At 61.6% G+C, this 25,698-nt stretch carries 19 protein-coding genes, 1 pseudogene and 1 riboswitch; of the genes and pseudogenes, 13 read left to right on the forward strand and 7 right to left on the reverse strand.

Going from position 1 to position 25,698, the window contains the following annotated elements; translation table 11 throughout:
* Nucleotides 1–166: 166 nt before the first annotated feature.
* On the forward strand, nucleotides 167–2,698 hold the full coding sequence (locus tag ACYP2A_RS03470; protein WP_459742857.1) for a PAS domain-containing protein: 2,532 nt from the start codon (nucleotides 167–169) through the stop codon (nucleotides 2,696–2,698).
* A 22-nt stretch (nucleotides 2,699–2,720) separates the two neighbouring features.
* Here ACYP2A_RS03470 and ACYP2A_RS03475 read toward each other — a convergent pair whose 3' ends face one another.
* Nucleotides 2,721–3,683, reverse strand: coding sequence for an endonuclease (locus tag ACYP2A_RS03475; protein ID WP_459742802.1), 963 nt, complete (start codon nucleotides 3,681–3,683; stop codon nucleotides 2,721–2,723).
* A gap of 269 nt (nucleotides 3,684–3,952) precedes the next feature.
* Nucleotides 3,953–4,055: riboswitch (guanidine-I (ykkC/yxkD leader) on the forward strand.
* Between the two features lie 65 nt (nucleotides 4,056–4,120).
* On the opposite strand from ACYP2A_RS03475, the gene ACYP2A_RS03480 reads away from it, so the two are divergent.
* The 8 genes from ACYP2A_RS03480 to hisN all read left to right on the forward strand — a co-directional run bounded on the left by ACYP2A_RS03480 (nucleotide 4,121) and on the right by hisN (nucleotide 14,521).
* On the forward strand, nucleotides 4,121–5,188 hold the full coding sequence (locus tag ACYP2A_RS03480; protein ID WP_459742804.1) for a putative urea ABC transporter substrate-binding protein: 1,068 nt from the start codon (nucleotides 4,121–4,123) through the stop codon (nucleotides 5,186–5,188).
* A gap of 15 nt (nucleotides 5,189–5,203) precedes the next feature.
* On the forward strand, nucleotides 5,204–6,019 hold the full coding sequence (locus tag ACYP2A_RS03485; RefSeq protein WP_459742806.1) for an ABC transporter permease: 816 nt from the start codon (nucleotides 5,204–5,206) through the stop codon (nucleotides 6,017–6,019).
* The gene (locus tag ACYP2A_RS03490) at nucleotides 6,016–6,768 is read left to right on the forward strand and encodes an ABC transporter ATP-binding protein (protein ID WP_459742808.1); all 753 of its coding nucleotides are present in this window, start codon (nucleotides 6,016–6,018) and stop codon (nucleotides 6,766–6,768) included. The genes ACYP2A_RS03485 and ACYP2A_RS03490 overlap by 4 nt, the downstream gene beginning before the upstream one ends.
* The gene (locus ACYP2A_RS03495; RefSeq protein WP_459742810.1) at nucleotides 6,765–7,478 is read left to right on the forward strand and encodes an urea amidolyase associated protein UAAP1; all 714 of its coding nucleotides are present in this window, start codon (nucleotides 6,765–6,767) and stop codon (nucleotides 7,476–7,478) included. The genes ACYP2A_RS03490 and ACYP2A_RS03495 overlap by 4 nt, the downstream gene beginning before the upstream one ends.
* 10 nt (nucleotides 7,479–7,488) lie before the next feature.
* Nucleotides 7,489–8,115: an urea amidolyase associated protein UAAP2 gene (locus ACYP2A_RS03500; RefSeq protein ID WP_459742812.1), complete on the forward strand. Its 627-nt coding sequence runs from the start codon at nucleotides 7,489–7,491 to the stop codon at nucleotides 8,113–8,115.
* A gap of 196 nt (nucleotides 8,116–8,311) precedes the next feature.
* The gene (gene uca / locus ACYP2A_RS03505; RefSeq protein ID WP_459742814.1) at nucleotides 8,312–11,911 is read left to right on the forward strand and encodes an urea carboxylase; all 3,600 of its coding nucleotides are present in this window, start codon (nucleotides 8,312–8,314) and stop codon (nucleotides 11,909–11,911) included.
* Nucleotides 11,908–13,671, forward strand: a complete 1,764-nt coding sequence (atzF, locus tag ACYP2A_RS03510; RefSeq protein ID WP_459742816.1) for an allophanate hydrolase — start codon at nucleotides 11,908–11,910, stop codon at nucleotides 13,669–13,671. Before uca ends, atzF begins: the two co-directional genes overlap by 4 nt.
* A gap of 58 nt (nucleotides 13,672–13,729) precedes the next feature.
* Entirely contained in the window at nucleotides 13,730–14,521 is a 792-nt protein-coding gene (gene hisN / locus ACYP2A_RS03515) for a histidinol-phosphatase (protein ID WP_459742818.1), read from the forward strand.
* A 72-nt stretch (nucleotides 14,522–14,593) separates the two neighbouring features.
* Here the strand turns inward: hisN and ACYP2A_RS03520 are convergent, their stop codons facing one another.
* Entirely contained in the window at nucleotides 14,594–17,119 is a 2,526-nt protein-coding gene (locus tag ACYP2A_RS03520) for a hypothetical protein (RefSeq protein WP_459742819.1), read from the reverse strand.
* 294 nt (nucleotides 17,120–17,413) lie between these two features.
* Between ACYP2A_RS03520 and ACYP2A_RS03525 the strand changes: the two genes are divergently transcribed.
* The gene (locus ACYP2A_RS03525; RefSeq protein ID WP_459742821.1) at nucleotides 17,414–17,806 is read left to right on the forward strand and encodes an NAD(P)-binding domain-containing protein; all 393 of its coding nucleotides are present in this window, start codon (nucleotides 17,414–17,416) and stop codon (nucleotides 17,804–17,806) included.
* Nucleotides 17,807–17,929: 123 nt separating this feature from the next.
* On the forward strand, nucleotides 17,930–18,820 hold the full coding sequence (locus ACYP2A_RS03530; protein WP_459742823.1) for a LysR family transcriptional regulator: 891 nt from the start codon (nucleotides 17,930–17,932) through the stop codon (nucleotides 18,818–18,820).
* A 16-nt stretch (nucleotides 18,821–18,836) separates the two neighbouring features.
* Here ACYP2A_RS03530 and ACYP2A_RS03535 read toward each other — a convergent pair whose 3' ends face one another.
* The 5 genes and pseudogenes from ACYP2A_RS03535 to ACYP2A_RS03555 form a co-directional block, all read right to left on the reverse strand.
* Nucleotides 18,837–19,943, reverse strand: coding sequence for an FAD-binding oxidoreductase (locus ACYP2A_RS03535; RefSeq protein WP_459742825.1), 1,107 nt, complete (start codon nucleotides 19,941–19,943; stop codon nucleotides 18,837–18,839).
* 1 nt (nucleotide 19,944) lies between these two features.
* Entirely contained in the window at nucleotides 19,945–20,979 is a 1,035-nt protein-coding gene (locus ACYP2A_RS03540; RefSeq protein ID WP_459742827.1) for an aromatic ring-hydroxylating dioxygenase subunit alpha, read from the reverse strand.
* A 105-nt stretch (nucleotides 20,980–21,084) separates the two neighbouring features.
* Nucleotides 21,085–22,191, reverse strand: coding sequence for a DUF2817 domain-containing protein (locus ACYP2A_RS03545; RefSeq protein WP_459742828.1), 1,107 nt, complete (start codon nucleotides 22,189–22,191; stop codon nucleotides 21,085–21,087).
* 36 nt (nucleotides 22,192–22,227) lie between these two features.
* A pseudogene (locus ACYP2A_RS03550) lies at nucleotides 22,228–22,563 on the reverse strand (ATP-binding cassette domain-containing protein); the annotation flags it as partial.
* Between the two features lie 231 nt (nucleotides 22,564–22,794).
* Nucleotides 22,795–23,580, reverse strand: coding sequence for an ABC transporter substrate-binding protein (locus ACYP2A_RS03555; protein ID WP_459742829.1), 786 nt, complete (start codon nucleotides 23,578–23,580; stop codon nucleotides 22,795–22,797).
* Between the two features lie 202 nt (nucleotides 23,581–23,782).
* Between ACYP2A_RS03555 and ACYP2A_RS03560 the strand changes: the two genes are divergently transcribed.
* Together ACYP2A_RS03560 and ACYP2A_RS03565 are read left to right on the forward strand one after the other, a co-directional pair.
* Nucleotides 23,783–24,715, forward strand: coding sequence for a LysR substrate-binding domain-containing protein (locus ACYP2A_RS03560; RefSeq protein ID WP_459742830.1), 933 nt, complete (start codon nucleotides 23,783–23,785; stop codon nucleotides 24,713–24,715).
* 119 nt (nucleotides 24,716–24,834) lie between these two features.
* Complete coding sequence (locus ACYP2A_RS03565; protein ID WP_459742831.1) at nucleotides 24,835–25,698, forward strand: amidohydrolase family protein; 864 nt, start codon at nucleotides 24,835–24,837, stop codon at nucleotides 25,696–25,698.

Consider the following 25,698-nt stretch of genomic DNA (forward strand, 5'->3'; position numbering starts at 1 on the left):
CGTCTGAAAAAGATTATTTTGGCAACCTTTCCTACCGACGCGTAACGCGCGCGCAGGAAAGAAGCCATTCAGATTCAATGTCAGAGAATGAGTCAGTGCCAATAATCATGCGTAGGTGGGGGCCGTGCTGAAAGATCTTACCCGGGAAGCACTGGAGGCGGAGGTTGTGCGCCTGCGTGCCTTGCTTGATGAGTCAGGCATCAATGCCGCGCCTGTTGCTGACGGCGCCATTGCCGAACCGTCCAGTGACCGCCACAAGCAATTGGCCGCGCAGACGATCCAGGAAACCCAGGAGCGCTACCGGCTGGCCGCCAAAGCCACCAATGACGCCATATGGGACTGGGACCTGATAGGCAATCACGTGCTGTGGAACGACGCACTTGAAGAAGCCTACGGTCACCGCCTGACGGCAGAGGACATGACCGGTGACTGGTGGATTTCCCAGATCCATCCCGATGACCGGATGCGTATCTACGATTCGATCCATGCGGTTATCGACGGTGATGGCAGCGCCTGGACTGATGAGTATCGTTTCCACCGTGTGGACGGTTCCTACGCCGAGGTGCTTGATCGTGGGCATGTGATTCGCAATGCCGAAGGCCGGGCCATCCGCATGATCGGCGCCATGCTTGACCTGAGCCAGGCGCGCAGTGCGGAAAAGGCGTTGCTCAAGAGTGAAGAGCTCTACAAAACCATCCTTGAAACGATCGAGGCCGCGTTCGCCATCGTCCAGGTCAAGTTCGATGACCAGGATCAGCCGGTGGACTACCGCTTTATCGAGGTCAATCAGGCGTTCGAGCGTCAGGCGGGGGTCAATCTGCGCGGCAAGTGGGTGACCGAGTTTGCCCCTGATCTTGAGTCTTTCTGGTTCAAGGCCTACGGGCATGTGGCCCGGACGGGCGAGCCTGCCAACTTCGAGAACTATGCCGAGGCCTTCGAGCGCTGGTTCGATGTACGGGCCGTGCGGGTCGGCGATCCGGCCGAGCGCAAGATCGCGATCTTCTTCAGCGATGTCACCGAGCGGCGCACTGCCCAGGAACGCTTGCGGGTCAGCGAGTCGCTGGCGCGTGAAAACGTGCAACGGGTGCAACTGGCGCTCGCCGCTGGGGCAATCATCGGCACCTGGCACTGGGACCTGCCGACTGACTGTTTCACCGTCGATGAGGGCTTTGCACTTGCCTTTGGCCTCGATCCGGCGCTTGGCCGTTCCGGGCTGAGCCTGGAGCAGGTGGCGGCGACCGTTCACCCGGATGATCGGGACGGCCTGATCGCAGCAATCAATGAAGTCATCCAGCGCGGCGGCGCTTATGCCCACCAGTACCGGGTGCGGCGCACCGATGGCAACTACTACTGGATCGAAGCCAATGGCCGTGTCGATCTGGCCGAGGATGGCACCGGCTTGAGCTTTCCGGGGGTGGTCATCGACGTTGAAGAGCGCCGTGCCGTAGAGGCAGAGCGTGACCGCGCAACAGCCGCGTTGCGCGCGATAAACGACACGCTGGAGCACCGCGTGGCGGAAAGAACGGCCGAGTTGATGCAGGCCGAAGAGAAACTTCGCCAGTCGCAGAAGATGGAAGCGGTCGGGCAGCTCACCGGCGGCCTGGCGCACGACTTCAATAACCTGCTGGCCGGCATTTCGGGCTCTCTGGAGCTGATCGACATGCGCATCAACCAGGGCCGCCTGACCGACATCGGCAAATACATCGCTGCCGCTCAGGGCGCTGCCAGGCGTGCGGCATCCCTGACCCATCGGTTGCTGGCGTTTTCCCGGCGCCAGACCCTTGATCCACGACCCACCGACGTGAACCTGCTGGTGGCCGGCATGACCGAGATGATCCAGCGCACGGTCGGCCCGGGCATTGTGGTCGAAACCGCAGGCGAGCAAGAACTCTGGCCGACGCTGGTCGATGCCAGCCAGCTTGAGAACGCGTTGTTGAACCTGTGCCTCAACGCCCGCGATGCCATGCCGGACGGCGGGAGCATTACCATCACCACCGCCAACCACTGCATGGATGCGGCGCATGCCCGCGCCTATGACCTGCCCGAGGGGCAGTACCTGTCATTGTGCGTGACCGACACCGGTACCGGCATGAGTCCGGAAGTCATTGCCAAGGCGTTCGATCCGTTCTTTACCACCAAACCGATTGGCCAGGGCACCGGCCTCGGGCTGTCGATGATTTATGGTTTTGCCAAGCAGTCCGGCGGGCAAGTGCGCATCGCTTCAGACGTCAGTCAAGGCGCGAGATTGTGCATCTACTTGCCCCGCTACTTCGGCGACGCGCCTGACCATGAAGGCAGCACGCATCAAGCGCCCACGGCGTTTGCCGAAAACGGCGAGACCATTCTGATCGTCGACGACGAGCCCACAGTGCGCATGCTGCTCGCCGATGTACTCGGTGATCTGGGCTACACCGTGATCGAGGCGGGCGACAGCATGGCCGGACTCAAGGTGCTGCGTTCCGATGTGCGCATCGACCTGCTGGTCACCGATGTCGGCTTGCCCGGCGGCATGAACGGTCGACAGATGGCCGACGCCGGGCGTGAGATTCGTGCCAGCCTCAAGACCCTGTTCATCACCGGCTATGCCGAAAGCGCAGCGCTGGGAGAAGGGCAGTTGGGGCCCGGCATGCTGGTGCTGACCAAACCGTTTACCGCCGATGCACTGGCCGGGCGCGTGCGTGAATTGATGGGGGCGTAAGCTTACGCCCCATTCTCGCGGGTTACTTGCAGTTGCCGGCCTTTCTGTATCCCGCAGCCTGAGCCTGGGATTCGGATTCGAACGCGATCTGGTTCTTCGCCGACACCTTGTCGTAGCTCGGGCAGCCGCTGGGCAGGTGGTAGATCTGGCTGGTGCGGTTGCCGATGATCGAACCGTTCGACGCTTGCGTGGTGGTGGCTGGCTGCGCCGCCGCCTGGGTCGGCGCCGGAATCGGGCTGACCAGGCCGTCGCCGACAGTCTTGTAATCCAGAGTCCAGGTGCGCGCGCCGGTCACGAATGGGTTGGTGTGGCCCATGATGGCGGCAATGCGGTTATTGCGTTCTTTCTCCCAGGCGGTCACCGGGAACTGTTTGTTCCAGGCCATCAGCACTTGCTGCTGTTGACGCGACATGCTCAGGTTATAGCGGTCGAACATATAGAACGTGGTGCGCGCCACCAGGCCTTTGACTTCATCGCGCGGTTCGGCCACGCGCTGTTCGAAGTCCACCTTGGTCTTGCATTGGCCGTATTGCGGCGCAACGCCGGAGACCATGCCGTAATTGTAATTACTGCGATCGCCATTCACTTCACCCACCGATGGGTAAAGATTGAACAGGTTGGCTTCCATGTTGCGGAACACCGGATCATCGTCGACGCAATGCTCGCGTCCGCCATTGGCCCAGCACTGGCGCTGATGGCCGAACGTCCAGGCCGGCACGATATGTTCCCACTCGGTGCGCTCGGCGCGGTTTTCCTGTTTACGGGTTTTATAACCGCACGATTCGGCATCGACCTGGCCGCCGGACTTGCCTACCCAGGCCCACTGGCAGCCGCAATACAACTCGCCCAATGGACTTTTATCCTGATCCATATAGATCTTTTGCTTGGCGATCACTTTAGCGTCGGCAAAGGTTTCTGGCGGGGCGGCAAACGCAAAGTTAGCGAATGAAAGAGACAGGAGTACAGCGAAAAACAGGTTTTTCATAAGGGAATAATGATCAAAAGGAAGGCGAGCGCATTATAGCCAGAATGGGCGCTGGACGGATGAGTGGGAAATTAATGTTGCCCCAACCAGGTGCGTCTTGCGCTGTTTCGGCGCATCAATGACAGGGGTCATGGAGCCTGCGATAAGCCCGTCTGGACACTGCAACCCTTATGTATAAAAGCCTTCAGGTCGTTTCAATGTTATCTGGCACGCCTCTCGCATAGCCCATCATGTGCAGGAGTAGCGCAAGCAGTTTGCACCACAATTTGAAAATGGTTGGCTAGGGTTCCGGCTCGCTGAAAAGCGAGTGTCTGGTCCGAGAGCTGACGACCTCCAGTTCAGGTCACACGGCGGGACAAAAGCCCGGGAGACAGACCACTTGGTCATACAAGTGTTGCGCTGCTCCTTGCCCGTCCACCCTCAACTGGAGTCTTACCATGAGAAAGTCCCTTCTATCCGCTTTCCTCGCCGCAGGCATCGCCCTGTTGACCAGCACCTCGTCCATGGCGGCGGTCAAGACTGATTTCAACGTGTGCTGGACGATCTACGCCGGCTGGATGCCGTGGGAATATGCCCAGGCGCAGGGCATCGTCGACAAGTGGGCGAAGAAGTACGACATCACCGTCAAGGTCACCCAGCTCAACGACTACGTCGAATCGATCAACCAGTACACCGCCGGCCAGTTCGATGGCTGCACCATGACCAACATGGACGCGTTGACCATTCCGGCTGCCGGCGGCGTCGACAGCACTGCGCTGCTGGTCAGCGACTTCTCCAACGGCAACGACGGCGTTGTCATCAAGGGCACCGGCAAGACCGTGGCCGACCTCAAGGGCATGAACGTCAATCTGGTCGAGCTTTCGGTCTCGCACTATCTGCTGGCACGGGCACTGGACACCGCCGGATTGCGTGAAAAAGACCTGAAAGTGGTCAACACCTCCGATGCCGATATCTCCGCCGCGTTCAACACCAATGACGTGCAGGCCGTTACTACCTGGAACCCGATGCTGGCCGACATTCAGGCCCGGCCCGACGTCAGCGCGGTGTTCGACTCCAGCAAGATCCCCGGCGAAATCCTCGACATGATGGTCGTCAATACCCAGACCCTCAAAGACAACCCGGCGCTGGGCAAGGTGCTGGTAGGTGCGTGGTTCGAGGTCATGACCCTGATCAATGGCCAGAGTGCGGCAGGCGATGTCGCGCTGAGCCACATGGCCAAGGCGTCAGGCACCGATCTGGCCGGTTTCAAGGCTCAGTTGGCGACCACCCGTTTGTTCTACACGCCGCAGCAGGCGCTGGAGTTCGTTACCAGTGCGCAACTGCCGGACACTATGGACAAGGTGGCAGGCTTTTCCTTTGATCATGGTTTGCTGGGTGAGGGCGCCAAAGACAGCCACGTGGTCGGCATGAGCTTCGCCAATGGCGTGACCCGCGGCGATAAAACCAATCTGAAACTGCGCTTTGACCCCACCTATGTGCAGCTGGCCGCCGACGGCAAGCTGTAACCAGGAGACCGCGCCATGCAACTGATCAACCGTCACCCCGACCGCCCCACGCGGCTGTTGCTGGTGATCCTGCCGTTTGCGTTGTTGCTGTGTGCCTACTTTCTGGGCTCGGCGCAGCGGCTGGCAGAAAACCCCAACGACAAGCTGTTGCCCAGCGCTGCGCAAATGGGCGATGCGGTCAAGCGCATGGCCTTTACCGAAGACAAGCGCAGTGGCGAGTACCTGCTGTGGAAAGACACCGCATCAAGCCTGCAACGCCTGGGCGTGGGGCTGGCTATCAGCGCCGTAGCGGGGCTGTGCCTGGGCATTGCCGCCGGCACGCTGCCACTGTTTGCCGCACCGTTGTCGCCGTTGCTGGTGGTGCTGTCGATGGTGCCGCCGCTGGCGATCCTGCCCATCCTGTTCATCGTCTTCGGGTTGGGCGAGTTGTCGAAGGTGATGCTGATCGTGATCGGCATCACGCCGATCCTGGCCCGTGACCTGGAGCAGCGTGCGCGGGAAATACCGGTCGAGCTGCTGATCAAGGCGCAAACCCTGGGCGCCTCGACCTGGACGTTGATCCTGCGTGTGGTGCTGCCGCAATTGCTGCCGCGGCTGCTGATTTCGCTGCGCCTGGTACTCGGTTCGGCGTGGTTGTTCCTGATCGCGGCCGAGGCCATCGCCTCCGAGGACGGCCTGGGTTACCGGATCTTTCTGGTGCGCCGTTATCTGGCCATGGACGTGATTCTGCCCTACGTGGTGTGGATCACCGCTTTGGCCTGGTTGATGGACTGGGGACTGAAAACCCTGACCCGGCGCGCCTTTCCCTGGTACGAGGGCAGCCGGCCATGAGCTTTATCGAAGTCAACAACGTCTGGCAGCAATACGGCGAGCATGTGGTGCTCGAGGGCTTGAACCTGAGCATTGCCGAGGGTGAGTTTTGCACCATGGTCGGCACCTCTGGCTGCGGCAAGTCGACCTTTCTGCGCCTGCTGCTGGGCCAGGAACGCGCCAGCAAAGGCCAGATTCTGCTCGACGGCCAGCCACTGGCCGGTGAGCCGGACCCCAGCCGCGGCGTGGTGTTTCAGCGTTATTCGGTGTTCCCGCATTTGAGCGTGCTGGACAACGTCACGCTGGGTCTTGAACTGCCCCAGGCGCCGTTACTCGGGCGTTTGTTCGGCCAGCGCAAGCGTGCCGCCCGCGAGCACGCTGCGCAGTTGCTGCACAAGGTCGGGCTCGGTCATGCCCTGGAAAAATACCCGGCGCAGCTGTCTGGCGGCATGCAGCAACGGCTGGCCATCGCCCAGGCCCTGATCATGAAACCCCGCGTGTTGCTACTCGATGAGCCGTTCGGCGCGCTGGATCCGGGCATCCGCAAAGACATGCACGCGCTGCTGCTGGAGCTGTGGCGCGAGACGCGGCTGACCGTGTTCATGGTCACCCACGACCTGAGCGAAGGCTTCAGCCTGGGCACGCGCCTGATGGTCTTCGACAAGGTGCGCGTCGACCCGCATGCACCGCAGGCTTATGGCGCGCGCATTACCTACGACTTGCCGCTGAACAGCCAGCGCTCTTTAACCGACTTGGAGAAACAGCCATGAATGAACCCCATGTTTTTGCCGATGAATATGTGCCGGGCGGCGGCCACCTGTCGTTTGTACTCAAGCGCGGCCAGTTACTGCGCCTGACCGATCTTGAAGGCGGCGCCAACGTCAGCGTGATGCTGTTCAACGCGCACGAGAAAAGCGAGCGCCTGAACCTGCCCGACAGCCTCAAATGCCAACACACCGCCAAGCTCACCGCCGGCCACTGTCTGTACTCGGACATGGGCCGCGTGCTGGCCGCCATCACCCGCGACACCTGCGGCTGGAGCGACAGTCTCGGTGGCGTGCTGAACGCCGAGGAGGTGCAGGAAAAATACGGCCAGGGTAACTATCAGCAATTGCGCAACGGTTTTTTTCGCAACGGCGCCGATAACCTGCTGGTGGAAATGGGCAAGTGGCAACTGGGCCTGACCGACCTGTCGATGACCCTCAACCTGTTCAGCCGCGTCGATGTCGACGAGCAGGGCGGGCTGCATTTTGCGCCAGGCAACAGCAAGGCCGGCGACTGCATCGAGCTGTACGCGCCCATGGACACGTTGTTCGTCATCACCGCGCTGCAACACCCGATGGACCCTGCGCCCGAGTACGCACCCAAGCCGCTGCAACTGACCTTCATGAGCAGCGATGCCAGTGTTGCCGAACACTGCCGCACCTCGCGCCCGGAAAACCAGCGCGGCTTCATCAATACCGACCGTTTGTTTGCTTGAGGAGGCTGCCATGAGCGCTCATCTGCACCCTGAAACCGCGATTTACCAGGCCACGATTCCGGCCGGCGAACCCTGGCTGACCGAAGTCAAGGCCGGGCAAACCCTGCGCATCCTCGACCTGGAGGGCAATCAGGCCATCGACACGCTGTTCTACAGCGCCGCCAACCCTCGCGAACGCTATGACGTGCAACGCACCTTGCGCCGGCAGAACAACGTTTATCTCGGCGTTGGCAGCGTGCTGTATTCCAACCTCGGCCGGCCGTTGCTGACCATTGTCGACGACAATTGTGGCCGCCATGACACCCTCGGCGGCGCCTGCTCCCAGGAAAGCAACACCGTGCGCTATGCGCTCGACAAGCGCCACATGCACAGCTGCCGCGACAACTACCTGCGCGCCTGCTGCCACGACGGCCGGATGGGCAAACGCGACGTCAGCCCGAACATCAATTTCTTCATGAACGTGCCGGTCACCCCCGAAGGCGGCCTGACCTTCGAGGACGGTATTTCAGCGCCGGGCAAATACGTGCAACTGCGTGCCGAGATGGACGTGATCGTGCTGATCTCCAACTGCCCGCAACTGAACAACCCGTGCAACGGCTACAACCCTACGCCTGCGCAGTTGCTGATATGGGCATGAAACCCTGGCTGAACACCTTGCGCCTGTGGCTACTCGCCGTGTGCCAAAGCCGCGCCGGCTACCGGCCGCCACAAAACGGCCCGCGCAAGCCGTAGCGACTTCTGGTCTGGGGACGGCCCCGAGACCCACCCGAAAAACTGCGGGACGACCCGCAACCCAGCCAGGGCGGACATCTGCCGCCTTCGGGGGACTGCTGATGTTTGACACACTGTTGATTGCCAACCGGGGCGCCATCGCCTGCCGTATCTTGCGCACCCTGCGCGAACTTGAGGTCAAAGGCGTAGCGGTCTACTCAGAGGCCGATCTTGCCAGCCGCCACATTCTTGAAGCCGATCAGGCGCTGAGCCTGGGCGAGGGCGCGGCGGCTGGCACGTATCTGGCCGTGGACAAGATCCTCGCCGCCGCCAAAGCCAGCGGCGCGCAAGCCATCCATCCGGGCTACGGCTTTCTGTCGGAAAACGCAGGCTTTGCCGAAGCCTGTGAAGCCGCCGGCATCGCTTTTGTCGGCCCGACGCCGGAACAGCTGCGCCTGTTCGGCCTCAAGCACACCGCCCGCGCCCTGGCCCGTGAGCAGGGCGTACCGTTGCTCGAAGGCACCGACTTGCTCGACAGCCTTACCGATGCGTTGCAGGCCGCCGAACAGGTCGGCTACCCGGTGATGCTCAAGAGCACCGCCGGCGGTGGCGGCATCGGCATGCGCGTGTGCCGCTCGGCGCAGGAACTGAGCGAAGCCTTCGAGACGGTCAAGCGCCTGGGCCAGAACAACTTCAGTGACGCCGGTGTGTTCATCGAAAAATACATCCAGCGCGCCCGCCATCTGGAAGTTCAGGTGTTCGGCGATGGCGCAGGTGACGTGCTGGCGCTGGGGGTGCGCGATTGCTCGGTGCAACGACGCAACCAGAAAGTGCTGGAAGAAACCCCGGCGCCCAATTTGCCCGACGGCATGGCCGAGGCCCTGTGCACGGCGGCGGTGCAACTGGCGCGCGCGGTCAATTACCGCAGCGCCGGCACCGTCGAGTTCGTCTTCGACAGCGACGAGCAGCGCTTCTATTTTCTTGAAGTGAACACCCGTTTGCAGGTCGAGCACGGTGTCACCGAGCAGGTGTGGGGCGTCGATCTGGTGCGCTGGATGGTGCAACTGGCGGCCGGCGACCTGCCGCCGCTCAGCGAACTGGCCGCCGGCCTGCAACCGCGCGGTCATGCGGTGCAGGCGCGGCTGTACGCCGAAGATCCGGGCAAAGACTTTCAGCCAAGCCCCGGCCTGTTGACCGCCGTGCAGTTTCCCCAGGCCGACGGCCAGGCGCTGCGCATCGACACCTGGGTCGAGGCGGGTTGTGAGATCGCGCCGTACTTCGACCCGATGATCGCCAAGGTCATCAGTTGGGCACCCGACCGTGAACAGGCACGCTTACAACTGCACCGGGCCCTGGGTGAAAGCCAACTGTATGGCGTAGAAACCAACCGCGATTACCTGCGGCAGATTCTGCTCGATGCACCGTTCGCCAGCGGCCAGCCGTGGACGCGCTGCCTGGAAGGCCTGACCTATCAGGCGTCGACCTTCGAGGTGCTCAGTGGCGGCACCCAGACCAGCGTTCAGGATTATCCGGGGCGTCTGGGCTACTGGGCCGTGGGCGTGCCGCCTTCCGGTCCCATGGACAGCCGCGCCCTGCGCCTGGGCAACCAGTTGCTTGGCAACGCCGAAGGCGCGGCGGGCCTGGAAATCACCATGAGCGGCCCGAGCCTGCGTTTCAACACCGAGGCGGTGCTGGCGATCACCGGCGCGGTATTACCGGTGACGGTCGACGGCCAGGCGGTGGCGATGAACACCGCACTGCTGATCAAGGCCGGTTCCGTGTTGAGCCTGGGCACCATCAGCGGTGCCGGTGCGCGCAGTTACCTGTGCGTGCGCGGCGGTTTGCAGGTGCCCGATTATCTGGGCAGCAAAAGCACCTTCACCCTTGGCCAGTTTGGCGGCCATGGCGGTCGGGCGCTGCGGGCCGGTGATGTGCTGCATCTGGCACCGCTTGCCGACACCACGGCAGCTGCGCAACTGGCCGGGCAAGCGCCGTTGCCTGCGCTACGCCAGATCCGCGTGATCTACGGCCCGCATGGGGCGCCGGAATACTTCAGCGAAGCCTACATCGACACCTTCTTCGCCACCGATTGGGAAGTGCATTTCAACTCCAGCCGCACCGGTGTGCGCCTGATCGGACCCAAGCCCGAATGGGCACGGGCCGACGGTGGCGAGGCCGGGCTGCACCCGTCCAACATCCACGACAACCCGTACGCCATCGGCTCGGTGGACTTTACCGGCGACATGCCGGTGATCCTCGGCCCCGACGGCCCGAGCCTGGGCGGCTTCGTATGCCCGGTGACGGTGATCGAGGCGGACCTGTGGCAACTGGGGCAGCTCAAGGCCGGTGACAAAGTACGCTTTGTCGCGACCAATCTGCTGCGCGCCCGTCAACTGGCCACCGCGCCGTTGCTGAGTGAGCAAGCCGTCGAAGTCCCTGAACCCGCACGCTCATCGCCCATCGTGCTCGATCTGGGGCGGGACGATACCCGGCTGGTGGCGCGCGTGGCCGGTGATACTCATCTGCTGCTGGAAATCGGCGCTGCCGAGCTGGATCTGGTCTTGCGCTTTCGCGGCCACGCCCTGATGCAGGCCTTGCAAGCCAAGGCCCTGGCCGGGGTAATCGACCTGACGCCGGGCATCCGTTCGCTGCAGGTTCACTATCAGCCTGAACAACTGCCGCTGGCGCAGCTGCTGCAACTAGTCGCCGGCGAGTGGGACGCGGTGTGTGCCGCCAGCGACCTGCAAGTACCGTCGCGCATCGTCCATCTGCCCTTGTCGTGGGACGACCCGGCCTGTCAGCTGGCCATCGAAAAATACATGACCACCGTGCGCAAGGACGCGCCGTGGTGCCCGAGCAACCTGGAGTTCATCCGCCGCATGAACGACCTGGCGGACCTCGATGAAGTGCAGCGCACGGTGTTCGACGCCCGCTATCTGGTGATGGGCCTGGGCGATGTCTACCTCGGCGCGCCGGTGGCCACGCCGCTGGACCCGCGCCATCGTCTGGTGACCACCAAGTACAACCCGGCACGCACCTGGACCGCCGAAAACTCGGTGGGCATCGGCGGCGCCTATATGTGCGTGTACGGCATGGAAGGCCCCGGCGGTTATCAGTTCGTCGGTCGCACCTTGCAGATGTGGAACCGTTACCGCGACGTGGCGGCCTTCGACGGCAAGCCCTGGCTGCTGCGCTTTTTCGATCAGATTCGTTTTTACCCGGTCAGCGCCGACGAACTGCTGCGCATTCGCCGTGATTTTCCGCTGGGGCGTTTCGATCTGAACATCGAACACAGCCAGTTGCGGTTGGCCGATTATCAAGCGTTTCTCGCCAAAGAAGCCTCTGGGATTGCAGCGTTCCGCGAGCGTCAGCAAGCCGCCTTTGCCGCCGAAAGGCAACGCTGGATCGACAGCGGCCAGGCGCATTTCGAGAGTAACGAAGCGGTGGCTGAGGCCACTGAAGAGGCCCTGCTGCCTGCCCACCAGATGAGCGTCGAAAGCCCGATTGCCGGCAACCTCTGGCAGGTACAGGTCGTGGTCGGCGAGCAGGTGACAGCCGGCACCGCGCTGGTGGTGCTGGAGTCGATGAAGATGGAAATTCCGGTGCTCGCGCCATGCGCCGGCATCGTTCGCGACATACGTGTAGAACCTGGCTCGGCGATACGCGCAGGGCAACGAGTGGTGGTTCTGGAACCGATCAGCGCTACAGGAGAACAAGCATGAACAACGATCTGCAACTGGATGTGCTGCGCGCGGCTTACCTCAGCGGCGAGCAGTCGCCACGCCGTTTGATTCTGGCACTGCGTGAGCGTGCCGAAGCCTTGAACCCTGAGTTCAACATGTTCATTCACCTGCTCAGCGTCGAAGAGCTGAAGCCTTACCTGGCTGTGCTTGAATCGCGCAGCATCGAGAGCCTGCCGTTGTATGGCGTGCCGTTCGCGATCAAGGACAATATCGATCTGGCCGGCATCCCGACTACCGCCGCGTGCCCGGCCTATGCCTATACGCCAACGCGTACCGCGACCACTGTGCAGAAGCTGATCGATCTGGGCGCCGTGCCGTTGGGCAAGACCAACCTCGACCAGTTCGCCACCGGCCTCAACGGCACGCGCTCGCCGTATGGTCCTTGCCGCAATAGCGTGCTGAGCGACTACCCGTCAGGCGGCTCCAGCGCCGGTTCACCGTTGACCGTGGCCCTGGGGCTGACCAGCTTTGCGCTGGGTACCGACACCGCAGGCTCCGGCCGGGTGCCGGCGGCGCTGAATAACCTGGTCGGGCTCAAGGCAACCAAGGGCCTGATCTCCACCGCCGGCGTGGTGCCGGCCTGCCGTACTCTTGACTGCGTGACCACCTTCACAGCCACCGCGCAGGAAGCCAGCCAGTTGCTGGCGCTGACCACTGGTCTGGACCCCGAAGACGCCTACAGCCGTGCCAATCCGGCCTGGAACGGCGCGACCGCGTTCGGTGATGTACGGCCATTTCGCTTTGGTGTGCCGCGTCAGCAGGATTTGCAGTTCTTCGGTTGCAACGAAGGGCCTGCATTGTTCGCCGCCGCCATCGAACGCTTGCAGGCGCTGGGCGGTGAAGTAGTGAGCCTTGACCTGTCGCCGTTTCTGGAAGCGGCCCGCTTGCTGTACGAAGGGCCATGGGTAGCCGAGCGCTACAGCGTGGTCGGTGAACTGGCGCGTACCCAGCCCGAGGCCGTGTTGCCGGTGATCCACGCCGTGCTTGCCAAAGGCCCGGAAGTGACCGGGGTCGATACCTTCCGCGGCCAGTACCGCTTGCAAGCCTTGAAGGCCGAATGCGACCGCGTCATGGCCGGGCTCGATTGCGTGCTGACGCCGACCATCGGCCGTGCGGTCACCCTGGCTGAACTGGCTGAAGAACCGGTGCTGCGCAATTCAGAGCTGGGTTACTACACCAACTTCATGAACCTGCTCGACTACGCCGCCGTGGCCGTGCCCAGCGCGACGATGGCCAACGGTTTGCCGTGGGGCGTGACGCTGTTCGGTCGCGCGTTTACCGACCAGTACCTGCTCAGCCTGGCGCATGCCTATCAACAAGGTCAGGCCGTGGGGCGTGTGGCGGGGCATGATCAGACCCGCCTGGTGGTCTGCGGTGCGCATCTGGAAGGTCTGGCGCTCAACGGGCAGCTCAAACAGCGCGGTGCGACCCTGGTTGAAACCACGCACAGCGCGCCGGCCTATCGGCTGTACGCGCTGGCGGGCGGCCCGGTGCAGCGGCCTGGCATGGTGCGGGTGGCGGAGCAGGGCGTTGCCATTGCCATCGAAGTCTGGCAATTGCCGAGTGCCGAGCTGGGGTCATTCCTCAGTGGCATCCCGGCGCCGCTCGGGCTGGGCAAGGTCGAACTGGCCGATGGCCGTTGGGAAACCGGCTTCATCTGCGAGGGCTACGGGCTGACAGGTGCCGAAGACATCAGCCAGTGGGGCGGCTGGCGCGCCTGGTTGACGTCGCGGAGCTGAACCTGGCCGCAGGTGCGGTATGATCCGCGCCTGCACGCCTTCAGAACAGGAAAACCCCATGACCCTGAGCAACGACCAATTGCAAGAATACCTGGCCTTCGCCCACCGACTGGCAGACGCCTCGGGCACGGCCATCCAGCCTTATTTCCGCGCGCAGATGACCGTCGAAGACAAGGGCGGCGCGCATTTCGACCCGGTGACCGTGGCCGACAAGGCCGCCGAACGGGTCATGCGTGAGTTGATTCTGGCGCAGTACCCAAGCGACGGCATTCTCGGCGAAGAAGAAGAGGACGTTGCCGGCAGCAGCGGCCTGACCTGGGTGCTCGACCCGATCGACGGCACGCGCGCGTTCATTACCGGCCTGCCGCTGTGGGGCACGCTGATCGCGCTCAACGACGGCCAGCGCCCGGTGCTGGGCATGATGAACCAGCCGTTTACCGGCGAACGTTACATCGGCACCCCCGAAGGCGCCTGGTGCAACGGCGTCTCCTTGAAAACCCGCGCCTGCGAAGGGCTGTCGTCAGCGGTATTGATGTCCACCACGCCCGACATGTTCAGCGAGCCCGGCCAGCGCGAAGCCTTTGATCGCGTCGCCTGCCAGGCGCGCCTGATGCGCTGGGGCGGCGACTGCTACGCCTACTGCATGCTGGCCTCGGGATTCGTCGATGTGATTGTCGAAGCCAGCCTCAAACCGTACGACGTCCAGGCACTGATCCCGATCATCGAAGGCGCCGGCGGCGTGATGACGGCCTGGGACGGCGGACCTGCGCAGAACGGCGGCGCGGTGGTGGCGTGCGGCGATCCGCAGTTGCATGCGCAGGTGGTTGAGTTGTTGGGGCGGATGGCGTAATGAGTCGATGACTCTGACTGCAAAAAGGCCCGGCACACTCAGTTGTACCGGGCCAATGATTCTACATCTCGCCTATTGGCCTTTGCTGTCTGCTTCCAGCAAATAGCCCCACAACGCCTCGGAAACCGGGGTCGGCTGGCCGTCGCCAAACAGCGTCTGGCCAATCTGCAAACCCAGTTGCCGATAGCTTTCGAACTGCGCCTCGTTGAAGAACTGGTCGGCGGTGCTTTCGTTGGGGAAGGTCGGGTGGGCGTTGGCGTAATTGAGGACATCGACCGGCAGCCTGGCGGTGACATTGGGTTTGAGCAGCAGAATGCGTGCGTTACGCCTGTCATGGCGATCCATCACGTTGAACAGCATTGCGCAACGCAGGCTGTCGTCCGCGCCAGGTTTGGCGAAGTTTTCGATAGAGCCAAAGTAGGGCGCCAGGTCCGCAACCTGTTGCACGCCGGTGTCTTCCTGGATTTCCAGGCCCTGATCAATGCGCGCCAGACGGATCAGGTTGGCCAGGTCATCGAACTGGTAGGTCGGGTCGGCGCCGCAGTCGCACATGACGATCAGCTCGATCTTGCGTCCTTCGCGGATCAGTTCGTAGGTGGCGGTATTTTCGAAATGGCCGCCGTCGGACAGGTACTGATAGTCGCGGCGCAAGCCGTGAAAGTGGGCGGTCAGTTCATAAAACAGGTAAGTCTGGGTCGGAAAGACCCGAGCCCAGTATTTATCCCTCCAGACCCGGCTGCTGTTGGCGGTTTCGCCTTCCTCAAGGAAATTGCTCGGCCACCAGGTGCCCAGGCGCAGGTTGCTCAGACCCAGTGACAATGAGGTGCCCAGCGTGGTGGCCCGGCCAAGCCCGGTGGATACCGCCGCTCCGGAGGTGGCGATCCAGTGCGCGAGACTGCGGCGCTGTTGGGTCTCACCAATACCCTTGTTCTGATTTGAGCGTTGACGGGTTTCGCCGTCGTAGATGTAACTGACACTGGCCGGAGCCGCCTGGCCACTCGGTGCCAGGCACAGCGGTTTGCCCTTGCGGTCGCGTTGCACCAGTTGCTCGGCAGGGTCGACGGTAAGGTTCAGGGTCACGTTGATCAAATGCACCGGCGCACACGGGGTGGCGGCGTAGTACTGCTCGATAGGCACGTCATCATCGGACAGGGCCTGGGCGACGCTCAGGCGCTGTTTGCGGATATGGCTGGTCTGGCCGGAAAAGCGCAGGCCGTTTGAGGCACCCAGATAGGCGCGGGTCAGCCGGCTGCTGTAGAACGATTGCAGCGATGACAGGTTGATGAATCCGATAAATTTCCCGGCGCCATAGCTCAACATCAGGGTGATAAGCGCCAGGCCTGCCAGCCTGAAGAATGCCTCTGCGGGCAGCAGGTAATAGTTGATAGGCGGTGGGTTGTTGACGAACTGCACCAGCAGCCCCCAGAGCAAGGCCACCAGCATGAAGATCGTAATGCCCGCGACACCGGCAATCACGCTGAGTGGCAGGCGACTCAGCCAACTGCTCGGCGCTTTATCGTCCAGCAAGGTTGACAATGTACGTACCCCGCCGATCAGAAGCGGCAACAGAGCTGCGGAGGAAATCAGGTGGGGGCCCAACGCTTGTTGATAGATCCATTGGGTCAGTGACAGCACCAGAGCGAAAAACACCAGTACCAGTGTGGCGATCAGAGCCTGGGCCAGGTATTGGGTGATCAGCACGCGATAGCCGCGCACGCAGTTGTTGTCCACCAGTGGCTCGTCATTGATGTGCTTGAGGCGCTTGGTCACGCCGAAACAGGTTGCAACCCCAAGCAGGCAGACCATCCCGCAAGCGAACAGAATGATCCGCAATCGAGTGTCCAGTGCCAAGGAAAAAGCCGCGACCAGAACGAACACGATGCCGGCTAAAGCATACATTTTTGTGGCCCGGCTCCAAGGCTCTACTTTTTCATCCTGATTTTCTCGTGGATAAATCATCCAGAACGCCAGCATCAGCGGTACCACCACAAGCATGATTGCCGCCCCCGGCAGCCACCAGAGCGAATTGCACAGGGTGTCATTCTGTTCGCACAACCCAGTGCTCGAAATGCCCTTCTGCACCAGCATGGCCAGGGTTAGCGCACACAACAGCGGCATGCCGATGACGAAATGCACTGCCAGCAGGTTGCGCAGCGACAGGCCCAGCAGATAGAACAGGTCTCCTGAACCATTCGGTGTCAGGTAACGACCGTTCTCGCGCAGCCAGGCCAGCGGCGCGGCACCCACTGGCGCACGGGTGTAGTCGATGCTGGTGCGGATGCGCCCTGGCGGCTCGTAATCGAGCACTTCATAAGCCTCTTGCGCAGCCTGGACTTGCGGATTGGCAACCGCTTGCTTGTTCTCAGGCCTACGCAGTCGATCGGGTATAAACAGGCTGCCAAAAAACGAGCCGATATACCCGCCGCCGCTGACGGTCGACAGGTAGTCGAAGTGCGCCAGCAGGCGCTTGCCGACGCCCGATGTCTCGGTTGTTTCGCAGTCTTCGCTCTCAGCGTCTGGCGCCTTGGCCCGAGCCAGCGCTTGCAGCACGCCAAGACAGAACGTAGCACTGCGAATACCTCCACCAGATAATGCCAAGGCCCAATGTCCGCTACTTTTGCGCGCAAGCCCGAGCAGATTCCGACGTTGATCGATACGCGCATGTTCGGCCTGAAACTGGTCGTTCTGCGCTGAAGAGGGTGGGTTTGCTCTGTCCATGTGCATCCCTTGAAGAGTGAGAGGGCATCGTCCATGTTTATAAATAGTCTGGGAGGTAGCTAGTTGCCAGTATCTTTTTCAGAAATGCAAAACACGCATACCTGCTAGAACCGGCCTTCTGTTGTTGCACAGGCTCCACAGCGCCACCATCGGCGCTGACACAGGAGCCGCACCATGACACTTTCCATCACATTGCTCGGCTTCGGCGAGGCCGGCGGAATTCTGGGCGAAGACCTGGCCGACTCGGGCCTGGATGTTCATGCCTATGACCGTTTGTACCAAGACCCCGCGACCCGCACGCGGCTTGAAGAAAAAGCCTTCAAAAGCGGCGTGCATTTATGCGCCAGCGCTGCGCAGGCGATTGATCTGGGCGACTGGGTGATTTCGACGGTGACCGCCGACACCGCGCTGCAAGCGGCGCTCGATGCCGCGCCGTTGATGCAACCGGGGCAAGTGTTCATCGACATGAACTCGGTGGCGCCGGCGACCAAGCGGGCGGCGTGTGCAGCCGTCAATGAGCCAGGCCATTGTCAGTGTTCAGCGCGGGCTGGTCGATGCGATGCTTGAAGCGGACATCGACTATGCGGCATTAGAGCCTTTCGACTGGCAGCACTTGGTGGATGCCTTGTATGGCAGCCCCCGGCAAGCCACAGGAATGGGGTAAGGTGGCCTTTTGGCCGGGTACGTTGCATGGATCTCAAACAGCTGGAGTGTTTTGTTCGCGTTGCCGAGTTCGGCAGCTTTACCCGGGCGGCGGCTGTGTTGAACCTGTCGCAATCGGCCGTCAGCCGCCAGGTGCGGCAACTGGAAGTCGAGTTGCAGGAACACCTGTTACTGCGCAATGGCCGCAGTGTGCAACTCACCACCTCCGGGCAGCGGCTGTTCAATCACGGCAAAGGCATTCTGCGCCAGGTTCAGGTGGCCCGCGAAGAACTGCGTGAACAGCGTGGCAGCCTGTCCGGCAAAGTGGTGGTGGGCCTGCCGCCGAGTATTTCCAGGTGCCACACCGTGGCGCTGGTGGCTCAGTTTCGTGAGCGTTTTCCGGACTGCACGCTGGGCGTCAAGGAAGGGCTGAGCCATTCCATGCGCGAATGGTTGCTGCTCGGCCGGCTGGATTTCGCCTTGCTGTTCAACCCCAGTCAAAGCGCCCAATTGCAATACGAGCACATTCATTGCGAACCCTTGATGCTAATCGGCAGCGCAGAGGCAGCGTTGCCTGCACAGGTGCGCGTCGAAGACCTGGGCACCTATCCGCTGATCACGCCCAGCGAGCCGCACTCGATCCGCCGATTGATCGAAGCCGAGGCGGCGCGTCGGTCGGTGGCGCTCAACGTTTGTCTCGAGATCGACAGCATTCCTTCGTTGCTGGAGCTGATAAAGCTCGGCATGGGTTATGGCGTGCTGTTTCAGTCCGCGTTGTCCAAGCCGGACTTCATGCTCGAAGGCCTGAAGGCGGTGCCGATTGTCGAGCCGATGATTCAGACTCACCTGTTTTTCGCCACCACCGAGCAGCGGCCCCTGTCGCGCCTGGCCGAGCAGACCATGGCGCTGGTGCGCGAGATTTGCACGCCGCACGTTTAATGCGGTGGTTAAAGGGTCAAGACGCAGGCAAGTCAATTGTCACCGCTGTGGTCGGGCGGGTGCAGCACAGCAGGATATGACCGTCCTCAGGCGTGTCCAGCGGCGTTTCGAAATACTCGACCGAACCTTCGCGAAGCGGCACCTGGCAGGTGTTGCACAGGCCGGCCCGGCAATTGAAAGCAGGGGTCAGTCCCGCCAGTTCAGCCAGTTCCAGCAGCGATTCGCAATGCTCGTTCCAGACCACACGGGTGCCCGAGGGCAGAAACTCGACGCTCAGCGCGTCTGCACTTACATGTGCCGGGGGCTTGGGGGCCGGTGCAGCGGGAGCCGGGGCGTTCTGCTCTTCTTCCAGCAAGCTCGCCGGGCCAAAGAATTCGTAGTGGATACGCTCTTTGGCAATACCAAGGCTGCGCAGCAGACGCCAGTTCGCCTGCATGAACGGCTTTGGCCCGCACAGGTAAACATCGTAGTCGTCCAGAGGCAACAGGGCCTGCAAAGTCTCTCGGCTGATCAGCCCCTGACTGTGAAAGGCGCCGCTGGCATGGTCTTCGGCATCGGGTGTACGGTAGCAGAAGTGCACGTCGATTCCTGAACGCCGACTGGCCAGTGCCAGCACTTCTTCACGAAAGGCATGCACAGCACCGTGCTCGCAGGCATGGATGAAATACACCGGGCGCGCTGAATCCCTGCTCAACCGGTGAAGCATGCTCAGCATGGGGGTTATGCCCACGCCGGCGCTGAGCAGCACCACAGGCTGCGGGCTGTCTTCGTCAAGCACGAAATCGCCTGCGGGGCCGGCGATGTCGAGCGTGTCACCGACCTGTACATGGTCGTGCAGGTAACCGGACCCTTGCCCTGCTGGCAGTTCTGGCCTGTCGACGGGTGCAGGCTCGCGCTTGACCGAAATGCGCACCCGCGAGAGATCGCCGGCATCGGCACTCAGGCTGTAATGGCGCAGCATGGTACTGCCTGTACCCGAGGCAAGGCGCAGGATGACGAACTGGCCCGGACGAAACGATACCGAGGATACGCCATCGGCGGCGGCCAGCACGAAGGAGGTGATGACCGCGCTTTCCTGGTTCTTCTCGACGACCCGGAACGGTTTAAAACTGAGCGTGCCCATTTCAAGCCTCCTGCTGGATGTGCTGTTCCTGAGCAATCAACTTGTCGAGCTGGCGGCGAAAGCGCAGAGGGCCTGAGTCAGAGGCCAGGTCGATATTGGGCGTGCGCTTGTTGGCCATGCCTTTATGCACGGCGGCGAGCACTTCGCGGTCTTCGGCAAAGGCATGGCGCACGTCTTCATCGAACTGGCGAGACACCTCTTCATTGTCGGTATCGAAGTTACGCACCTGAAACCAGTAATAGCGCGTGTTGGCGTCATCAATCGGCGTCATGAAGTTGTACGAGTTCATCAGGAACACCTGCTCGTGCAGTTCTCCGTCATCACGACCGGTGCCGGCCGGGGTGAACAGCGCCTTGATGATGGCCTGCGCGGGGTAATGTACTTCGTAGTGTTGCTTGCGGTCGCAATGGCCGCTGAATTTGACGAACTTGGCGTAGAACGGTGCGACTTCGACATCGCGCATCCACCGCGAGACGATTACGCCCCTGTCAGTGACCGTGGTTTGCAGCGGCTCTTCGGCGCACGCCGCGTTACCAAAGGACGATTGATGCACCCACGCCACATGCGCCGGGTCCAGCAGGTTGTCGGTCATGTACAGGTAATTGCAGGGAATCACCATGCTGTCGCCGCGATTCAGGCCCCAGGCCGGGTCACCCCATTCCGGTACGTGGCAGATCTTCGTTTCGTCGGCCAGATCGGCATCGCCCATCCAGATCCAGATAAATCCGTAGCGCACGGCCAGCGGGTAGCTGCGCACTTTGGCGCCTTGCGGAATACGCCGGCTGCCGGGGGCACGCACGCAGCTGCCTGAGCAGTCGAAGGTCAGGCCGTGATAACCGCACTCGATGTCATCGCCCTGACGGCGGCCCATCGACAAGGGCAGCTTGCGGTGCGGGCAGGCATCTTCGAGGGCGACCGGTGTGCCGTCCTGCTTGCGGTACAGCACCACCGGTTCACTGAGCAGCGTGACGGGGTGCAGGTTTTCTCCCAGCTCGGTTTCGCTGGCGGCGACATACCAGGCGTTACGCAAAAACATGGGCGGGCTCTCCTATAGGTTCACGGTAAAGACAGAGTACGAGGAGGCAGTCAGCTAAGAAAAGATGCCTGAACCTGTTGGTTAGTTTAGTTTTTCTAACAGGTATTACAGGTCGCGTGCCAATGCCGTCAGGGCGCGCGCCCAGATATTCCGGGTGCGGTGCCAGACCACCGCTTGCCAGTCACTGTCGGTGGGGTAGAACTGTTCCAGCAGTTGCAGCTTTATGCGTCTTGCCACGGGATCGGCAAAGTCTCCGTGCAAATGCAGCCACTGGTCATTGCGCAAAATCGTGTGCACTTGCTCGCCTGGATAGGTGCCGCACTCAATCACGAATGGCATCAACTCCACGTGCGGCAGCGCATCGAGCAAGGCTTGTGAGGTGTATCCCGTTGCCGTCGCGGCAACGCCCGTGTCGCTCTGGTTGCCAGCCCCGGTGATCAGGGTGTACAGCCATGGGCCATAAATCGCCTGGGCCTGTTGCAACGCCGGGTAGGCGGATTCGCTGATGGTCATCAGCATCGGATGGCCGTAGTCGCCAGCCCCGGTATGAAGATCAAAACTCATGACCGTCAGGGCATGGCCAAGGTGTTTTTCAAGGATGGCGTGTAGCGTCTTGTTCGACCAGGCGGGTGCCTGCCCACCGTAGAACAGGCCGTCGGGATGGGTGTACTGGCCGGCTTCGACAATCGACATCACCGTCGGCCAGCCCTCGGCAGCAATGCGTGCATCAAAGTGCGCATCGGCGCGCGCGCGTGCAGGGCCTGACACCTCGGTGCAGATGTAAATGTCGTGCAGCGCCGCATAGGCCGGGTTGGTTGGTAGCGCCTGGGTAAAGTCCAGGTAGTTGCGATTCAGGTCGATATTGTCTTCATTGACCCGGCGCATCCAGGCGGTGCCCCAGGGGTTGATCAGGTGGATCATCAACACCGCGACATCGGCCGGCAGCGTGTTCTGGTTGAACCCTTGCAGCCATTGAATCTGGCAGTTCGAGCCATAGAACCCCTCAACCCCGTGAGTGCCACTCAGGGTGACCAGTACCTTGCTGGCCTGCGGGTCGCCGAGCCAGGCGACATCGGTGCTCAGTGATTCGCCAAACGGCCCGCGCAATGGATGCGCCCAGGTTGTCAGCCGGGCACCAGCGGTCTGGGCGGCAGCCAGAAACTGCTCGCGCTGTTGGATGTAACCGAGGTGGGTTGGAAATGCGCTGTGCATGTTTGCCTCTTGTCAAAATATTGAAGGGTCGCCGGCCTACTTGAGATTGCCGGCAAGAAACTGCGTCAACCGTTCACTTTTCGGGTTGACCAATAGGTCAGCGGGGTAGCCTTGTTCCTCGACCCGACCTTGATGCAGGAACATCACAGGGTTGGACAGGTGGTGCGCAAAGCCCATCTCATGGGTGACCATCACCATGGTTCGGCCTTCTTCGGCCAGCGCCTGCATCACTTTCAACACTTCTGCGACTCGTTTGGGGTCCAGTGCGGAGGTCGGTTCGTCAAACAGCATGACCTCCGGTTCCATCGCCCGCGCCCGCGCAATTGCCACACGTTGTTGCTGGCCGCCCGAGAGGTGGGCGGGGTATTTGTTTTCAACGTTCGAGTCCAGACCAAATGCCTCGAAGGTTGAATAAGTTGCCGAGTTCACTTGTGCAAACAGGATGCGCACGAAGCGCTGGCGAGCAGGCGCAACAGCCTGTAACTGCACAGCCTGGCCGAAGCACCGTCCAGGCAAAGGTCTGAAAGTCAGCGGGTAAGCGCAGGGATGACAGGGCTTTGGACCGCTGAATAACCACCGGTCCGAGCCCGTCATAAAGACCATTCAGTGATAGATATCGAAGCTGAAGTACTTCTTCTGGATCGCGTCGTAGGTGCCGTTTTTATGCAGTTCTGCCAAGGCGCCGTTAATGGCTTCGAGCAGTTGCGGGTCATCCTTGCGCAGGCCAATCGCAATGCCCTGGCCCAGAAGCTTTTCGTCCTGGACGCTATCGCCAGCGAAGGCGAACCCGGTGTTGCGTGGTGTTTGCAGGAAGCCCATGTCGGCGACCACGGCATCGGTCAGGGTGGCATCGATGCGGCCGCTGACAAGGTCCGGGTAGAGCATGTCCTGATTGGTGTACGACACCATCGTCACGCCGTTAGGTGCCCATTTTGCCTTTACAAAAGCTTCCTGGGTGCTGCCCTGGGCGACCCCGACGCGCTTGCCCTTGAGGGATTCGGCGGTGGCCACCAGGCCGCTATCGGCCTTGGCAATGAGACGACTGGGTGAGTTGTAGAGGCGGTCGGAGAACGCGATAGCTTCCTTGCGCTTTTCGTTGACGGTCATCGCCGACAGAATGCCATCGAACTTTTTCGCCTTGAGCGCCGGGATGATGCTGTCGAACGCGACCTCGACCCAGACGCACTTGACCTTGAGTTGCGCACAAATGGCGTTGCCCAGATCAATGTCGAAACCGACCAGCTGACCATCGGGCTGTTTTGATTCGAACGGCGCAAACGTCGGGTCGACGCCGAAACGAATGATGTTCGGGTCTTTGGCGAAAACACTGGTTGATGCCAGTGCAAGGGATGCAAGTCCAAGGAATGTGGCGAGGGCTATTTTCTTCATCGGTGTCTGCCTTTGTAGGTCAAGGGGCTACGCGTTAGGCATGTAAGGTCAATCGTTTCAGGCTAATTATGGTTATGGGCCACAGCGCGCTGCAGCAGGATCAGAATACGAGAACCTGAGTATTCGAAAAGATGTTGAAAACTGTTGATTTGTATAGCTGAGCTAAAGTATCAAGCCGTCAGTAACTTATCGGGAGACGCTGATGAACTTGCCATCGCTGCGCGCATTACAGGTTTTTGAAGCGGTGGGGCGCTTTGGCGGAATCGTCGAGGCTGCCCGCCGGCTGGACATTTCAGCAGGCGCTGTCAGTCAGCAAATGCGCCTGCTCGAAGACACGCTGGGCTTGAGCCTGACCTTCAAGGAGGGCAAGCGCATTCGGCTGACGGTCGCCGGGCAGCGCTATCACGACAGTTGCGTGGCGGCGTTCGAAACGCTGCGCATTGCCCAGGTCGAAATCGAGCGCTCCAGGAGCGCCAGCAACCTGCGCATCAGCGCCTTGCCATCGCTGCTTTCAGACTGGCTGGCGCCGTTGATCTATGCATGGCAAAGCGAACACCCGGAACTCAATCTGTTTCTGGATGGCAGCCATGCAGAGCCTGCAGCCGATGGCTATGAAATCGACTTTCGGGTCACTTACGGCGACCACGCTGCCACCGAACACGCCGTCGAACTGTTCCGCGATGATGTGGTTCCGGTGTGCAGTCCGCACCTGCTGCGGGCTGATCTGCCATTGCGCACGCCTGCGGATTTGCAGGCTTACCCGCTACTGTCGGTGGACTGGTTACCCAAGTTTGCCTCACCACCTTCATGGCGCGACTGGTTCGCGGCGCAGCAGGTTGACTGCGCGCACCTGCGCGATGGCTATCGGGTCTATTCCTTGTCTTCGATGGCCATTCAGGCGGCGATTGCCGGGCAGGGCGTGGTCCTGGCGCAATGCTCGATGATTACCGACGCCGTGGCAGACGGGCGTCTGGTCATTCCGTTCGCACAGGGGCTGAAGATGCCTTCATCGTACTTTCTGGTCGGGGCCAGGGATGCATTCGACAAGGCCCATTGCCGCGACTTCCATCGCTGGCTGGTGGCGCGCGGGCGTGATCAGACAGTCATCAATGAGCAACTGTTGAGTCAGCCGTAAAACGTCACTCTTGTATGCGAAACACGCATAGCAGCTAGAAACCGTGTCCGATTGTTGTGCGCAGGTGATGCAGCCACCATCCCACCATCGTTTGCGCCAACAACAAAAAAGGATTCGAGATGAAAAGCTGTCTTGCCCCCGATGCCCATCCCTCCCGGCCTGCTCAGGCCTTGCCCGAAGGTGCCTGGGACGCGCATTGCCATGTGTTTGGCCCGGCTGCGCAGTTTCCCTACGCCGATGACCGCAGTTACACCCCGCCCGATGCGCCGTACGAACGCCTGCGTGCCTTGCATGATCACCTGGGTTTCAGCCGCGCCGTGATCGTCCAGGCCAGCTGCCACGGCAGCGACAACCGCGCCATGCTCGACGCGATTGCACGCAGCGAGGGGCGTTATCGCGGCGTGGCGATTGTCGACGGCAGCGAGTCTGACCGGCAGTTGGCTGAACTGGATGCCGGTGGCGTGCGCGGCGTGCGCTTCAACTTTGTCGTGCATCTGGGTGGCGCACCGGACCTTGACGTATTCGACAAGACGGTCGAGCGCCTGGCCGATCTGGGCTGGCACGTCGTGCTGCATCTGGATGCCCAGGACATCGTCACCTACGCCGACCGCCTGGCGCGCATACCGGTGCCGTTCATCATCGACCACATGGGCCGCGTCAAAGCCCGGGATGGCCTGGAACAACCGGCCTTCAAGGCCTTGCTCGAACTGATGCAGCACCCGCTGGCCTGGGTCAAGGTCTGTGGCGCCGAGCGCGTCTCGATCGGCAAGCGGCCCTTCGCCGACGCCATTCCCTTCGCCGAACAACTGATTCAGGCAGCTCCTGGCCGCGTGCTGTGGGGCACCGACTGGCCGCACCCGAACATCACCCAAGACATGCCCAACGATGGCGGGCTGGTCGACCTGATGTTCGACTTCTGCCCGGACCAGGCATTGCGTCAACAACTGCTGGTGGACAACCCGTTGAAGTTATACGGGCGTTAA

The sequence above is a fragment of the Pseudomonas sp. 3A(2025) genome (assembly GCF_054589175.1).